General features: G+C 40.2%; 12 protein-coding genes. 2 read left to right on the top strand and 10 right to left on the bottom strand.

Going from position 1 to position 13,048, the window contains the following annotated elements; all coding sequences use genetic code 11:
• Positions 1 to 15 precede the first annotated feature (15 nt).
• The 9 genes from PSF09_RS12735 to PSF09_RS12775 all read right to left on the bottom strand — a co-directional run bounded on the left by PSF09_RS12735 (position 16) and on the right by PSF09_RS12775 (position 9,289).
• Positions 16 to 1,233 (bottom strand): NAD(P)/FAD-dependent oxidoreductase, encoded by a 1,218-nt coding sequence (locus PSF09_RS12735; RefSeq protein ID WP_210835861.1) that lies wholly within the window; start codon positions 1,231 to 1,233, stop codon positions 16 to 18.
• A 4-nt stretch (positions 1,234 to 1,237) separates the two neighbouring features.
• On the bottom strand, positions 1,238 to 2,155 hold the full coding sequence (locus PSF09_RS12740; protein WP_198635220.1) for a VOC family protein: 918 nt from the start codon (positions 2,153 to 2,155) through the stop codon (positions 1,238 to 1,240).
• 108 nt (positions 2,156 to 2,263) lie between these two features.
• Positions 2,264 to 3,040 carry an IclR family transcriptional regulator gene (locus tag PSF09_RS12745; RefSeq protein WP_004908423.1) on the bottom strand — a complete coding sequence of 259 codons (777 nt, stop codon included), beginning with the start codon at positions 3,038 to 3,040 and terminating at the stop codon, positions 2,264 to 2,266.
• 33 nt (positions 3,041 to 3,073) lie between these two features.
• Positions 3,074 to 3,829, bottom strand: coding sequence for an SDR family oxidoreductase (locus tag PSF09_RS12750; protein WP_210835859.1), 756 nt, complete (start codon positions 3,827 to 3,829; stop codon positions 3,074 to 3,076).
• Positions 3,822 to 4,862, bottom strand: a complete 1,041-nt coding sequence (locus tag PSF09_RS12755; protein WP_272664332.1) for an aromatic ring-hydroxylating oxygenase subunit alpha — start codon at positions 4,860 to 4,862, stop codon at positions 3,822 to 3,824. Before PSF09_RS12755 ends, PSF09_RS12750 begins: the two co-directional genes overlap by 8 nt.
• Before the next feature lie 57 nt (positions 4,863 to 4,919).
• Complete coding sequence (locus PSF09_RS12760; protein WP_210835857.1) at positions 4,920 to 5,228, bottom strand: recombinase-like helix-turn-helix domain-containing protein; 309 nt, start codon at positions 5,226 to 5,228, stop codon at positions 4,920 to 4,922.
• Between the two features lie 2 nt (positions 5,229 to 5,230).
• Positions 5,231 to 5,545 (bottom strand): nitrite reductase small subunit NirD, encoded by a 315-nt coding sequence (gene nirD / locus PSF09_RS12765; protein WP_210835855.1) that lies wholly within the window; start codon positions 5,543 to 5,545, stop codon positions 5,231 to 5,233.
• Positions 5,546 to 5,873: 328 nt separating this feature from the next.
• Positions 5,874 to 7,355: a glycoside hydrolase family 1 protein gene (locus PSF09_RS12770; protein WP_272683976.1), complete on the bottom strand. Its 1,482-nt coding sequence runs from the start codon at positions 7,353 to 7,355 to the stop codon at positions 5,874 to 5,876.
• 17 nt (positions 7,356 to 7,372) lie between these two features.
• Positions 7,373 to 9,289, bottom strand: a complete 1,917-nt coding sequence (locus PSF09_RS12775) for a beta-glucoside-specific PTS transporter subunit IIABC (RefSeq protein WP_272683977.1) — start codon at positions 9,287 to 9,289, stop codon at positions 7,373 to 7,375.
• A 715-nt stretch (positions 9,290 to 10,004) separates the two neighbouring features.
• Here PSF09_RS12775 and PSF09_RS12780 point away from each other — a divergent pair.
• A complete protein-coding gene (locus PSF09_RS12780) occupies positions 10,005 to 10,832 on the top strand; it encodes a PRD domain-containing protein (RefSeq protein ID WP_196718190.1) in 828 nt (275 codons plus the stop codon).
• 126 nt (positions 10,833 to 10,958) lie between these two features.
• Positions 10,959 to 11,768 (top strand): sugar-phosphatase, encoded by an 810-nt coding sequence (gene yidA, locus PSF09_RS12785; RefSeq protein ID WP_036958009.1) that lies wholly within the window; start codon positions 10,959 to 10,961, stop codon positions 11,766 to 11,768.
• Positions 11,769 to 11,848: 80 nt separating this feature from the next.
• On the opposite strand, the gene PSF09_RS12790 is transcribed toward yidA, so the two are convergent.
• Complete coding sequence (locus PSF09_RS12790) at positions 11,849 to 13,027, bottom strand: anaerobic sulfatase maturase (RefSeq protein ID WP_272683978.1); 1,179 nt, start codon at positions 13,025 to 13,027, stop codon at positions 11,849 to 11,851.
• Positions 13,028 to 13,048: the final 21 nt, after the last annotated feature.

The following is a 13,048-nucleotide window of genomic DNA, read 5'->3' on the forward strand; positions in this document are numbered from 1 at the left end:
TTCTCCTGCTGGGCACTATTTCAGTGACATTAATGAAAATGTGGGATCAGCAAGTTGTGATGGGTCCAATTTGCGGTGGCCTTGTATCCAACGTTTACCTAGCTTGATGGCTCGTGCATCATTAAATGCAATCATTTGCACCAATTCATTGCTTTCATTTAAAGCAAAATGAACCTCTGAATTAGGGGTATACCGTTGAATATGTTTTAATTTTTGTGAGGTTGGGACGCCTAAAATTTGGATGTTGTCCTGGTATTGATCTGACCATAACCAAGCGAGTTCATTGAACCCTTCAGACTGCGGGTTTAGCATGGCTTTTGCTGTGGTAATGGCTTGGTTTTGCGCATAAGCCCATGACTGTAAACATAAGGATAGTGTTGGATGGCAAGCGACGTCGCCCGCAGCGTAAATATTTGGGTGAGAAGTTTGCCCTTGATGATTAATCACAATACCGTGGGTGACATCAAGCCCCGCTTCTTTGGCCAGTTCGAGATTTAATTCAACACCAATCCCCATAACAGCGAGATCGAAGTTTTGCGAAGGCTGTTTTTGGCAACTAATTTGTAATCCGCTTGGTGTCGGCTCGCCAAGTTCGATATCTCCACAATCGGTTATGACATGAACACCTGCTTGTGTGTGGCGTAATGCAAGAGCCTCTGAAACATTCTGCGGTACACTTCGTTCGCATAAGCGGCTTTGCCGCTCAAAAATCGTGACATCAATCCCCATTTTTCGAGCAGAAGCGGCGACTTCTAAGCCAATCCAACCACCACCAATAATGGCAATTTTTTGTGCAGAGAGCAGCGCAATGCGCAATTTCTGAGCGTCATCCCATGAACGTAAGGCAAATACTTGTGGATGTTGCTGCCAACGATTCGACAGGTAGCGAGGCCGACCGCCTGTCGCGAGCAGTAATTTGTCAAACGTAATGACACGACCATCACTTAAATAAATACATTGGGTTTGGCTATCAATTTTGGTGGCACGTAGTGGGCGAAACCACTGTAAATTTAAGGCGTGAGTTTCTTGTTCGCTGAATAAGCGTGATAATGAAAAACTCTCCTGTGTCAATGCGGCTTTAGACAGCGGTGGGCGCTCATAAAAATCATGGTTTTCATCGCTGATCACCGAAATAATACCTTGATAGCCTTCATCGCGTAGGGTTTTTGCCGCCCAACCACCAGCCTGACCCCCACCGATAATGACAATACCGCCTTGGATTAATGAGCTCATGGTGCTACTCCTTAACTTGGCGACGAGTTTCATAATCGAGACCGCCTTCTACAGCCCATTCGGTAAATGAAACCAAGGAATGTTCCAGTTCGCGTGGTTGCCATTTATCGGTAAGGTAATCATCATTGGTGTAATATTCGAAAGCTCCACCTGTTGGGCTGTTGACATACCAAAAGTAAGCGGATGAGATAGGGTGGCGGCCTGGGCCAATAAAGGTGCTCCATTGGTGGCGGTTCATTGCCAGACCGCCGCCAATCACTTCATGGATATCACGAACCGTAAAAGCGACATGGTTGAGGCCGCTGCCACGATGAGGAAGTTTCAGCAAAAACAGGTTATGGTGGCAACCGTTTATTTGTGTCCGTAAAAAGACGGCACGGTCGATATAACGGTCAGAAACTTGAAAACCCAGTTTTTGGCAATAGAACGCTTCTGTAGAAGGTAAGTCATCCACAAAGAACACCACGTGACCGACGTTAATTGGCGTGGCTTTTTCGTAAACTGGGCTGGGTTTATCAATGCGGCGAATATCTCCCCATTGGTTGATAGCGGTGACATCTAATTCAACTGTTTTTTGTTTACTAATGGTGAAAGCGACTGTCATGCCATTTGGGTCACGGCACTGTGCGCCATCTGACGTCAGTTGAAAACCATCACAAGGCCTAATTTTCTCAATGATTTCCTTGAGTTTATCCGGGCTTTCAACTCCCCATGTGATGCGGCGCAGTGTTGAACCGGCTTCAAAAGGTGCGGGTAAATTTGGGTCTTGGTGGGAAAATAACTGTATTTCAGCACCCGATAAAGTGGTGAATAACGAGGCGTTATCAGAGGCTGCTTGGAGGCCAAAATCATGTAAAAATTTCTGGCTGCTAGGGATATCTTCAACACCAAATTCTAATTTTTCTATTCCAATCACTGACATTATAAAGTCCTCTATCGATTGGTGTTATTGCCAAAGGTTTTTTGGACAAAAAGAACCTGAGGCTTATGGCAATAAACCTAAAAATGTGTGGATGATATTCGGTTAACGCTAAACGGCTTTTGCTTGGCTCATGCCACCTATAAATTCAGTGAGTTTTTGGGCTGCATAGCTCACTTCATTTTGTAGTCGCCGGCACTCTTGTGCAGGGATGCTATTCATTGGCACCATGATGCTAATCACCGCTTCGACGCCATTCGCTTGGTTATAAACAGGGTAAACAATGGATGAAATTCCTCGACGATAAAATGATTCACCAATCACATAGCCTCGCAGTTTGTCAGCTTGGATCATTTGCCAAAACTCCTGCTTGCTGCCTGCGTTGTCGGGGAGCTCATCGTCTGGGTAAAGCGCATCGAATTCAGCGCGAGTTAACCCACTGAGCAGCATGCGACCGAGTGAGGTTCGATGGGCTAATAAACGCGTGCCTACGCTAACATGGTTAATTTTTGATTCTGCGCCACTGACTCTGGCGATGTAAATAATGTCACGGCCATCTCGAATGACTAAATGGCTGTTACATTGGCTTCGGTCTCTGAGTTGCTCGATAATGGGCTGGCCTAACTGGGTTAAATCGAGTGATGCAATATAGCCAAGACCAAGGCTGAGTACTTTGCGGCCTAATGAAAATGCCCCAGTACGTGGGTGTTGGACGAGGAAATCCAAGTGCACTAAGGTTTGGATCGCACGGTAAGCCGTTGCTTTGGGCATATCGACTAAGCGAAGGATCTCTGCAAATGTGAGCTCACGGTGCTGTTCTGCAAGTAGCAGAAGAAGCTGTAGCCCTTTTTCCAAACCGGGTACCAGATATTTACATGTTGAATTCATGGTCCTCACCTCTTTACCTACTGAATGGTGAAATTAGTTAAAAATAAAGCCACCATTAACTGGGATTAGCTGTCCTGTAACAAAATCAGCCATAGGAGAAAGCAAGTACAAAGCGGTTCCTGTAACGTCTTCGGGCATTTGCTCCCCTTGTAATGCTCTGCCATTTTCATATAGCTGGTGGCGCTCGGTTGGAACGTATTCGGTCGCTTCGACTTTTGTGAGCCCGGGGGCAATCGCATTGACGCAAATTCGATGAGTGCCAAGTTCACGCGCCATTGAGCGGGTCATACTGATGATCGCCCCTTTACTGGCGACATAGGCCATCAGCTTGGGAGCTCCCCAAAGCGCGGTGTCAGAAGCAATATTGATAATTTTCCCGCGGGAGCTCTGTTTTAAAAAGGGGAGGGCGGCTTTGGTGACTAGCCACGTTCCTCTGACATTGACGGTCATAACCTTATCCCATAGCGCCAAGTCATATTCATCGAGCAGCTTTCCACCCACTCCGGTTGCCAGAGCCGCATTATTAATCAGCCCATCAATTGCACCTTGTTGACCAATACTGTCGAATGCATGAGTGATTGAGTCAGGATCCGCTAAGTCGAGAGAAACACCTTGGGCTTCAAACCCTTGTTGTTGTAGGGACTCGACACTTTCTTGTAATCGCTGTTCGAGGATGTCACACAAGATAACTTGAGCGCCTTGCTCTGCGGCGGCTTGTGCAAAGCTAAAGCCCAGTCCCCTTGCGGCACCAGTGATCACAAGGCGTTTTCCTGCCAAAACATCACGCATTTTCAGTTTCCTTATTGTGGATTAAGTCAAACTGTTTCTTCGCTTCACGTTGCATAATGCGACGTAGGCGAGATAACCCCACATCGTGTTGATAAAGAAACTCTTTATCCCGTGCATTTGGTGTGAGGTTTTCCAAAATAATGCGATCTTGCTCTAGGACATCCCAATGTAGCCCTTCTAGGCGGTTGCGGTACATAAAGCGCCATAAATCACGTTGCCAGTCTTTTACTTTGCGAATACGCCAAAAGAAAACACGCGTGTGGTGACGGTCTTCAGGAACGACCATGCCGATAATCCAAAAGTGCCCACCAGGACCGAAGCGTTTTTGATATGGGATAGATAAACGTAGCCAATTTGCACCCGTGCTCGCGAATTCCACCCAGTCAAAGTTGACACCAATTTGGTCATTTTTACGGAAAATAAACCCACTTTTTGTTGCTTCTAGGATCATTTCTGATTGTTTATCACCTTCTGCCATTGAGTGTGATGATGAATGGAGATAGGTGCCATGCATTGGGTCCATCACGTTTTCTAATGCATATTGGTAATTGCATTTCCACGATGCGGTGCAGAGGAAATTGCTGTGGTTTTCGTCATCAGCTAACTCTTCAGGAAATTCAAGGGCTGGGGGTGTTTCACCGTCAACTACCGCAAAATAGAGGAAGATAGCGCCATGAATTTCTTGAACGGGATAGGTTTTTAAACATTTTTGACCTTCAAGAGGGCATTGGCTGACCGCTGGGACATCTTTAACGACACCATCACCACCGACTTCGACACCGTGGTACCAGCAGGCAATACGTTCACCTAGGTTCCAACCCATTGATAAACGGGCTCCGCGGTGAGGGCATCTGTCTTCTAGTGCGTGAATTTGTCCTTTATCGTCACGCCAAAGGACAATTTGTTCTTCTAAACGGGTAATACCGATGGGGTCGCTACTCACTTCCCAACTGGATAATACGGGGTACCATTGCCCTCGTAACCCGACATCGAGATAATCTTGATAGTTTTGAATTTGTGTATTCGTTGTCATCATTTGCTTCCGTTTATCAAAAGTGTTTTTGTTTTATTTTCTTTTTATGACAATGTGTTAGTAACCATTGACAAGAAGAAATTCGCGGAAACTGCTGGTAGACCAAGGTTGCCCTTGTCGGTCATATAATTGTTGTTGATTTAATGCGCTAACTAATTCTTCAAGTGATTCAGTGCCTGCGGCGAATAGCGTTTCCAGTGCAAAAATAAGCTTATTTTCATATTCATCAGGGATGCGTGAACGTGTTTGCCAAACGATATTCGGTGCACTTCCCGGTGCTTGAATACTGCCTTTACCGCCTTCTCGCGCCGGGATGATTTGGTTATTCGCCGGCAAATACGGATTAAAATTTTGAATGGGTTCCATTCCTACTCCTCAATCAAACTGATTTCGATTTGGTTGTCGTGAATGCGTGTTTGGTAGGTTTTGAGATCTCGCCCACCAGGTTCGCGTAAACATTTACCTGTTTTAATATCAAAAACGGCTTCATGTAATGGGCATTCCACTTTGCCATCTTCAACAAAACCTTGGCTTAACAGAGCGTAGGCATGTGGACAAACATCTTCTAAGGCATAATATTGGTCTTCAACTAAGAAGATCCCAATTTCGGCATCATCAACTTTGGCGGAAAAAGGAAATTCTTCTTGAACTTGTGAGATATCGCAGACAGCAACCCAGCTCATGGTTTTCTCCTTTTGAATGTGTTGTAACATTTTGTTTCATAGGTGAAACATTGTTTTTTATTTAAAACCAGATTAATTGTATGGATGATTATTAGTCAATCGAATGTTGACTATATGTAAAATATTCGTTTCAAAATGTGGGGTGTGTCGAGGTTATGATGGAGTTTGGTTTCATATGAGAAACCAGTTAACGTGAGGTATTAAGTTCGTCACTCATATCTGGTGTAGAAAATAAAAACAGTTGAAGGCCAGTCATACCAATAAAATAGCCCTCAAGAGCGGATAAGCTATCGAGGGCGTATTCGGTTAAATAAGTTAAATTTAAGGTTTACTCGAGGTTTTCACCATTAGAAGCGATGACTCGCTGATACCAATAGAAAGAGTCTTTCGGTATACGTTTTAAAGAACCATTACCCTCATCATCTTGTTCTACATAGATAAAGCCATAACGTTTGGTCATTTGTGAGGTACCGCAGCTGATCAGGTCAATACAGCCCCAAGTGGTATATCCCATTAAATCCACACCATCACGAATGGCTTCTTTCATGGCAATAACGTGTTCTTTAATATACTCAATACGATATGGGTCAGAAACAGTGCCATCTGGGTTTAGCGTGTCACGTGCGCCTAAGCCATTTTCGACGACAAACAGAGGAACACCGTAGCGATCCCACAGTTTATTCAGGGTAATGCGAAGGCCTGTTGGGTCAATCGGCCAACCCCACTCGGATTGTGTTAAGAATGGGTTTTTGATTTTACTGACTAAGTGACCTGATAACTCTTTCGCGTCTGGCCCACCTTTAGTGACATAGGTCATGTAATAGCTGAGCGAAATAAAATCTGCAATTCCTTCTTTTAATACTTTAAAATCTTCCGGTTCAACTTGAATATTAATATTATTTTCTTCGAAATAACGTAGCATGTAAGCAGGATATTCCCCACGAACACTAACATCAGGGTAGAATAGGTTGATTTGGTCTTCTTTTAACGCCTGTAGCTGGTCTTCTGGGTTGCAACTTTCAGCGTAAGTTTCTAAGCGGCAAATCATGCAGCCAATTTTGGCGTTAGGCATCATTTGTTTACCCAGTTTGATAGAAATTGCACTGGCAACAAACTGGTTATGCGACGCTTGGTATGCGGCTTCTTCAACATTTTTAACGGTATCAGGTAATGTACCTGCACCCGTATATAAGCTGTTCAGGTTCATGTTCATTTCATTGAACGTGATCCAATATTTTACTTTTGATTCATATCGCTTATAACAAGTAGTTGCGAATTTTACGAATAAATCAATTAGGCGGCGATCTTGCCAGCCATTGAATTTTTGTGTCAGTGTTAATGGCATTTCATAGTGAGAAAGTGTCACCAGTGGTTCAATGCCATATTTTGCTAACTCATCAAATACGCGGTCGTAAAAGGCTAAACCGTCTTCATTTGGCTGCTCATCAATTCCATTTGGAAAAATGCGTGCCCAAGAAATAGATAAACGGAATACTTTGAAACCCATTTCAGCAAATAATGCGATATCTTCTTCATAACGGTGATAAAAGTCGATTCCCCAGCGTTTCGGGAATAATGCTTTACACTCGGGTTTTAAATATTCTTCCAACTCTTTTGAGGTAACGTTAAACGTAAAGTTATTGACGGAACCATCTGCATAAGGGTCTTTATAGGCGGCAACGTCTGAAGTTGATAATCCTTTACCACCTTGGTCAAAAGCGCCTTCGATTTGGTTAGCCGCTGTTGCGCCGCCCCATAAGAAACCTTTGGGAAAACCGATTGTGCTAATGTTTTTGGTATCTAATTTCATAATATCCTCTTACTGAATCAATTAACGGTGAGCAGTGTTGTGGTATTACTTGTGACATGTTTCTGATTTGTCACCTGTAATTCACTGAACTCGTCAAAGTTGGTTATCAAAACTGGGGTGATTGTTGATAATGAATGTTTAGTTATATTTTCAATATCGAACTCGATGAGTAGGTCTCCAGCTTTAACGCTGTCTTTTTCATTAACATGGAGAATGAAACCTTCACCATTTAATGAAACGGTATCGATACCTACATGAATTAGGATGTCTAACCCCTCATGGGTAGTTAGACCGATGGCATGTTTGCTCGGGGTGACCATGGAAATAATGCCATCCGTGGGAGCATAAACTTTGTTATCTGAAGGAAGGATGGCAATACCATCTCCAATGATTTTATTGGCAAAAACAGTATCTGGGACTTGTTCTAGTGCCAGTGTTTCCCCTGAAATTGGCGCGAATAAGTTAAGATTGATTAATTTTTTATCGTTTTGAGCGTGTGTTGATAGAGTATTTTCTTCGCTATTATTCTTATTTGACGAAACTAGGTTATGAGGTGAAGTCGACTCTTTATTTGGAGAGAGTCCCGTTTCATCAAGTTTTAATGAAAGTGTAATAATAAATGCTAAAGAAAAACTGACGATGACAGCGAGACAAACAAACAGGAAGTTATTGGTTCCCGCTTCAACATAAGTGGGTAAGGCCGTAATTCCAGGAATACTAAAAGCAAACGCTTTGACTGCAAATGTACCGATAATTCCGCCTCCCACGGCTCCTCCAATTAATGCCGCATAAAATGGTTTTTTCAAACGCATGGTAACGCCATAAATTGCAGGCTCTGTAATACCAAAAACCGCAGAAAGGGATGAGGAGTAAGCGATGGACTTTAATTTAGTATTTTTGCTCTTAATCGCGACAGCTAATGTTGCTCCTGCTTGTGCGAGGTTGCTGGATAAACTAATTGGTAATAAGACAAAGTCATAACCCAATGTTTTAAAATTAGAAAATGTGGCAGGGAAAAAGGCATAATGCATCCCTGTGATCACTAGCAGTGATAGGCATCCTCCCATGATGAAACCAGCGATAGGGCCTGCAACATCAAATAAATATGAGAATGTTTGTTGTAAATATTCGCCAACGTAGTAGCCCAACGGTGCTAATAATGACAAAGTGATAATCGAAGAGATAATTAAAACAAGTAGTGGCGCAAAAATAATTTTTACACTAGCAGGGATTATTTTTTCAACCCATTTGCTAATATAGCTTAATAACCATACACCTAAAATAATCGGAATAACGGTGAAGTTATAAGTAATGTTAGGGATATTAATGCCAAAGAAAGACATTGTGGGCTCGCCTTGAAACATCGGGTAAACAAGGATGAATGCCAATGTGACGGCGATATACTCATTAGTTTTAAATTTTTTAGCGACAGAAAATGCAAGTAAAATAGGTAAAAAGTAAAATGCTGAATCAGAAATTGTATAGAGAATTCGGTATTCTGAACTACCATTAGGTATAAAGCCAAAAATATCAAGAAGCGCAAGTAATCCCTTCAATAACCCGGTTCCAATAATAGCGGGTAAAATAGGGGTAAAAATGCCTGAAAGAAAATCAAAAAAGGTATTAATAATATTTTGTTTCGGTTCTACTATTTCTTCTTGCTGAGTTTCTTCGAGCGGAGAGCCATTTGGCTCAACGATTTTATGTAGCTCGGTAAAGACGTGGGTGACGTGGCTTCCCAATATGACTTGCAGTTGATTACCTTGGAAGTTAACGCCCAATACCCAAGGGATATCACGTAATTTTTCAACCTCGACAAGATCATTATTGTGCAGGTTAAACCGCAAGCGTGTAATACAATGCCAATGCTGACTAATATTTTTTTGACCACCAATAAGCGTGATGATCTGTTCTGCAACTTGTCTACTTTCCATAAGTATACCTATAAAAAAACCTGAACAATGCCCCCCGAAATTAATTGGAAGTATTGTTCAGGTTAATGCCTAGTCTTGCCAGTTACACACCTGTTATATTTCAAGCTTAAGTTTATGCCTGACTCATTTTATTTTTACAAACAACCTAATGAGTAATGCTAATTTCTATCATTTTTTACAAATAATAATGAATTTTATCGTTCGTTCTGAAAAAACATTATTATTTATAATCATTACTATTTATAAAGTCGTTGTCTGCACCTCAAAATTTAGGAATAAAAAAACCTGAAACCATTGAATTAATTAAATTCAATCTGTTTCAGGTTATTGCCTAGTCTAGCTAGTTACAGACCTACCATTACGTTATAAGATTTTTATGAATGAAAGACAATCGTTGATTAATAAATTTGTGATCCGTGCGACAGAGATGCGCTTATATCTAAGCTTAAATTTCTCTTACAATTTAATTGTGAAGGTATTATTTACAACGAGTCGATGACTAAAACCATTCCTCTAAAATAATTAGGAGTTTCTACTCAGCTATTGATCACAAAAAGCACCGATGTATCTTGCTTTTTAAAAGGAGAAAAGATATATCTACAGGTAATTGGTGTGTTACTAGCTCGACTAGGCAAAAACCTGAAGAGGCTGAAGTTTACTTCATGTCATTTCAGGTTTTTTGCATTTATAACTTATAAAAATGGAAGTACTCTATATGTATATAATAAAAAAAGTTATAAATAATAATGTGATACTTGTGGATAATGATGCCCAACAAGAATTCGTTATAATTGGTAAAGGAATTGGATTTAATTCAAAGGCAGGTCAAAACTACCACTGTACTGAGGGGGATGAGCTTTTTAGTAAGCCCCATGACTATGATATTCATAATTTTGTCGATAATATTCCGATTGGGATAATAAAGCTAACACTTGAAGTGATTAATAAATGTAAACCGATTTTAAATGCAAAATTAAGTGACAGTTTAGTCATTACATTATCTGAACATATTACATTTGCTATTGAGCGAAGTAAAAATAGAGAAATGAGTATTTCTCTCTATGAAGTTCCCTATCTTTATCACCTTGAATTTATTGCAGGGAAAGTGGCCGTTGATTATATTAATGAAAAGCTAGGGGTTAGCCTACCACCGGGTGAAGCATCGTTAATTGCGCTACATTTTGTCAATGCGAAGTTAAATAATAAAAGCGTAGGGGATACGTTAAAATTCACGCAAACGGTTTATAAGATTGTTAATATCATAAATTATTCTTTTCATATTCAAGTTAATACCGATGCCGATAGCTTTTCTCGGTTTATTAACCATCTAAAGTATTTATTGATCCGCTGCCAAGCAAATCATGACAAAAGTAGCCAATTTAATTCGGTACTTGAGGAACTCGTTGAAAAGGAATTACTGAAAAATTTTGCCTGTGCAAAAAAAATAGCTGCATTGATACAGTCTGAATATGCTATTCCTGTCTCTCGTGAGGAAATTATCTATTTAGCATTACACATAGAAAGGCTGCTACATTCAGTTTGAACGTTACTTTAACATTTTTTTAGTATAGGTGTGTAACTGGCAAGGCTAGGCATTAACCTACGTCATATTCTCCCACTGTAAAATACTGTGTTGCTATTTTAAATGGGAATAGAAAAGGAAAATCGTATGGCTGTAAAATTAATTGCTATCGACCTTGATGGCACGCTATTAAATACTCATCATCAAATCAGCGATAATATTAAATCAGTTCTTCAACAAGCACAGAAAAACAACATACAGATCATTCTAGCTTCTGGCCGACCTTATTCAGGTATTCAACCCTATTTACAACAGTTGGGCTTGGATAAGCCAGGAAACTACTGCATTAGTAATAATGGTAGCGTTATTCATGATGCTTCAAATGGTAATCATCTTATCGATTTTTTATTAGATATTGATGACTATAAGAAAATTTATGCTCAAACGGAAGAATTAGCCCTTTCTTTACATGCTCTCGGTGATAATAAAATTTTTACTGCAAATAAAATTATTGGTTTTTATACGACACATGAAGCTTATCTTTCGAATACATTAATCCATTATGTACCAATGAATGAGATGCCCTCAGATATTTTATTTACGAAATTAATGATTTCTTCTGAAGAAAACTATTTATCTAGTGTTATCAAAAAGATACCATCCAATTATTTTCAGCAATATACATTAGTTAGAAGCACGCCTTATTTTTTAGAAGTTTTAAATAAAAATGCAAATAAAGGGCTAGCAATCCAAGCACTTGCACAACAATTAGATTTATATAAACACGAAATCATGTGCATTGGTGACCAAAATAATGATTTGCCTATGTTTGATGTCTCAGGAATTTGTATTGCAATGGAGAATGCAACGGAAGAATTAAGGCAGCGTGCTACGGGGGTTACGAGTTGTAATGATTCTGATGGCGTCGCTAAGGCGATTGAGAAATACGCATTATAAGAGCGCCTAAAGATAAGTAAGTCGTTAAAAAACCCAGTAACGCTTACTGGGTTTTTTGTCTAATACATAGAACGAGGGGATTAGTTTTTTTGTAATCCTTCTAAAATAGCTTTCATTTTTCCTAAAGAGTGAGAAAGGTGAATTTTATAGGAATCACAAAAATAATTTTTCTTTGGTAACCTTTTTGAATCAAGTAAAAAACGATGTTTTGGGCAGCCGCCGTGACATAACGGTTTAAATTCACAGGGTAGGCAGTCTGCGCTAATCTTTTCTTTTTTAAGTGATGAAAAGCGTTGATGATTATCTGATTTCAACATATTAGAGACTGCATCTACCATTAAATTGCCGATTTTATTCTCAGGGTAAACAAAGTGGTCACAAGAATATAGATCGCCATTTGCTTCTAAAACTAAATTAGCTCCACAGCTTTCACTGGTTACACAGCTACTCGGCAAACCAAGGCTTTGGCTCATGGTCTGCTCAAAATTCATGACAAATACCTTACCAATATCGTTCTCTTGCCAATGGTCAAAAATATCATTAAGAAATTGGCCATATTTTATTGCATCGACGGACCAGTCCGTGACCTTTGCTGTTCCATTAAATTCAGGGGAAATTAATGATAACCCCTCCGTTGTTGCTTGCTGTACTTGACGTTCAACGACAGGAATAAACTGCATATAATAACTACCAATACTTTTTAAAAATTCATAAATTTCAATCGGCTTATCTACATTGAAATTATTGACGACCGTTAGTGTATTAAAATCAACTTGGTATTTTTTAAGCAGTTCAATACTGGCAAGTAAGCGGTCAAAGGTGCTTTTTCCTGAACGAGTTAAACGATATTCGTCGTTAAAAGAATGGTCACCATCGATTGACACCCCTAATAGAAAATGATGCCTTTTAAAAAATTGGCACCAATCATCATCAAGGTTGAGTGCATTAGTTTGAAATGAATTAGTAATCTTTTTCTTGCCTGCATATTTTTGCTGCAGTGCGACGGCATTTTTATAGAAGCCTAACCCGAGGAGAGTGGGTTCTCCACCTTGCCAAACAAATTCAACAACATCAGCAGGTTGTTGCTCTATATTGGTGTGAATATACTGTTCTAAAACCTCGTCACTCATTCGCCATTGATTTTTTCTATTTGGGTACAGTTTCGATTTCTCTAAATAGAAGCAATAAGTACAATCAATATTGCATACTGAACCTGAAGGCTTTGCCATCAATTGAAAATTTGGGTTTGTATTGCTCATACTTATGCCTCTATTATTAGA

The organism is Providencia sp. PROV141, assembly GCF_028481645.1.
GTDB classification, from domain to species: domain Bacteria; phylum Pseudomonadota; class Gammaproteobacteria; order Enterobacterales; family Enterobacteriaceae; genus Providencia; species Providencia rettgeri.

Excerpts from the sequence above, each read along its gene's own strand:
- PSF09_RS12760 (WP_210835857.1), bottom strand. The coding sequence starts at position 5,228 with ATGGAACCCATTCAAAATTTTAATCCGTATTTGCCGGCGAATAACCAA.
- PSF09_RS12790 (WP_272683978.1), bottom strand. The coding sequence starts at position 13,027 with ATGAGCAATACAAACCCAAATTTTCAATTGATGGCAAAGCCTTCAGGT.
- PSF09_RS12775 (WP_272683977.1), bottom strand. The coding sequence starts at position 9,289 with ATGGAAAGTAGACAAGTTGCAGAACAGATCATCACGCTTATTGGTGGT.
- yidA (WP_036958009.1), top strand. The coding sequence starts at position 10,959 with ATGGCTGTAAAATTAATTGCTATCGACCTTGATGGCACGCTATTAAAT.
- PSF09_RS12780 (WP_196718190.1), top strand. The coding sequence starts at position 10,005 with ATGTATATAATAAAAAAAGTTATAAATAATAATGTGATACTTGTGGAT.
- PSF09_RS12740 (WP_198635220.1), bottom strand. The coding sequence starts at position 2,155 with ATGTCAGTGATTGGAATAGAAAAATTAGAATTTGGTGTTGAAGATATC.
- nirD (WP_210835855.1), bottom strand. The coding sequence starts at position 5,545 with ATGAGCTGGGTTGCTGTCTGCGATATCTCACAAGTTCAAGAAGAATTT.
- PSF09_RS12745 (WP_004908423.1), bottom strand. The coding sequence starts at position 3,040 with ATGAATTCAACATGTAAATATCTGGTACCCGGTTTGGAAAAAGGGCTA.
- PSF09_RS12735 (WP_210835861.1), bottom strand. The coding sequence starts at position 1,233 with ATGAGCTCATTAATCCAAGGCGGTATTGTCATTATCGGTGGGGGTCAG.
- PSF09_RS12770 (WP_272683976.1), bottom strand. The coding sequence starts at position 7,355 with ATGAAATTAGATACCAAAAACATTAGCACAATCGGTTTTCCCAAAGGT.
- PSF09_RS12755 (WP_272664332.1), bottom strand. The coding sequence starts at position 4,862 with ATGACAACGAATACACAAATTCAAAACTATCAAGATTATCTCGATGTC.
- PSF09_RS12750 (WP_210835859.1), bottom strand. The coding sequence starts at position 3,829 with ATGCGTGATGTTTTGGCAGGAAAACGCCTTGTGATCACTGGTGCCGCA.